This window comes from Pseudoalteromonas sp. SR45-6, assembly GCF_014163545.1.
Classification (GTDB): Bacteria; Pseudomonadota; Gammaproteobacteria; order Enterobacterales; family Alteromonadaceae; genus Pseudoalteromonas; species Pseudoalteromonas rhizosphaerae.
Window position 1 is genome coordinate 1 of record NZ_JACJDM010000127.1, and the last position, 1,638, is coordinate 1,638.

Here is a 1,638-nt window from a genome sequence, read left to right on the forward strand (position 1 = left end):
CCCCCTGTGTCAGGATAGTTGTCGCCTCTAACTTTTAATAGAGGCAGATAAAAATGAGACGTCGATTTACACAAGAATTTAAAGTTCAAGCGGTTGAAAAAGCATTATCTCAATGTGATGATGTTCGTCTAGAAGATATTGCAGATGATTTAGGTGTCGGTTATTCAACGTTACAACGCTGGATAGCACTCGCAAAAAAACATCAACTTGAAACACACCAGACGGGTAGCCAAATGACAGCAGAAAAACGACCACAAGACTGGAGTTTAGAAGAAAGACTCAGCGCGATTATTGACTGTGGCCATTTAGATGAAGCAGCCATTAATGAATACTGCCGTAATAAAGGGCTTTATCCGCATCATATTAAGCAGTGGAAGCAAGACTTTGCCCAAGGACCTACAACGAAACTAGCTAAATCAGACAGTAAACAGTTAAAGCAAGAAATAAAACAGCTGCAAAAAGAGCTTAATCGTAAAGATAAAGCCTTAGCTGAAACAGCCGCTCTGCTTGTTCTCAAAAAAAAAGCGGATGCACTCTGGGGTTTCAACGAGGACGATTAACAACACAGGCTGAGCGACATGAATTAATAACGCTTATTACAAACGCGCAGGATTCAGGGGCAAGGAAAGAAAAAGCATGTGAGTTACTTGGGCTGACGGTAAGAACCGTTCAGCGGTGGATTGAAGCAGACGATATGACTGACAAGCGAACGAGTACGAAAAAACGGCCGCCAAACCGTCTCACAGAGTTAGAGCGGCAGCGTATTATTAATACGGTTAACTCAACTGAGTATGGGCATTTACCGGCCAGTAAAATAGTCCCCAAGCTGCTTGATAACGGTATATGGATAGCGTCTGAAAGTTCATTTTATCGTGTCATGAAGGCACATAACTTATTAACGCATAGAGAAAAAGTAAAGCCAGCTAAGCCGATGAAAAAGCCAAGAGCATTGAAGGCAGTACGTGCAAATGAAGTATACACTTGGGATATCACCTATTTACCAACGAGCGTAAAAGGGCAATTTTTATACTTATATTTAGTGATGGACATTTTTAGTCGAAAGGTTGTTGGCTGGCAGGTTTACGACACACAGTTAAGTGAATTAGCCGCAGATTTAATGAAGGATATTTGCAGTCGGGAGCAAATAAAGCGCGAGCAAGTCACGTTGCACTCAGATAATGGTAGCCCAATGAAAGGCGCGACATTACTGGCAACATTACAGGAGTTAGGGATTGTGCCATCATTTAGTCGACCGTCAGTAAGTAATGACAATCCATACTCTGAGTCGTTATTTAAAACGTTAAAGTATCGCCCAGAATACCCAGAAAAGGCATTTGAAGATATAAGCGCAGCAAGAGAATGGGTAAGTGGGTTCGTTGATTGGTACAATAATGAGCACCTACACAGTGGTATAAAATTTGTGACGCCAAATCAACGTCATTTAGGTTTAGATAAAGAGATATTAGCCAAGCGTCAGCAGGTAAACGACGCAGCTAAATTGAATAACCCAAGTCGTTGGTCAGGAAAGTCACGAGATTGGTCAATGATAAACGAAGTAAATTTGAATCCTGAGAAAAAAGAAGAAATGCGGGCGGCATAAAATTTAACTTGAGGCGACAACTAACTTGAAAAACTCCG

1 protein-coding gene is annotated in these 1,638 nt (G+C 41.4%); it reads left to right on the forward strand.

Annotation, left to right across the window (positions count from 1 at the left end; translation table 11 throughout):
• The first annotated feature begins 53 nt into the window (after positions 1–53).
• A protein-coding gene (locus H5158_RS22415) for an IS3 family transposase (RefSeq protein ID WP_182719677.1) occupies positions 54–1,600 on the forward strand; the annotation gives its coding sequence in 2 pieces (ribosomal slippage) (positions 54–534 and positions 534–1,600; 1,548 coding nt in all).
• Positions 1,601–1,638: the final 38 nt, after the last annotated feature.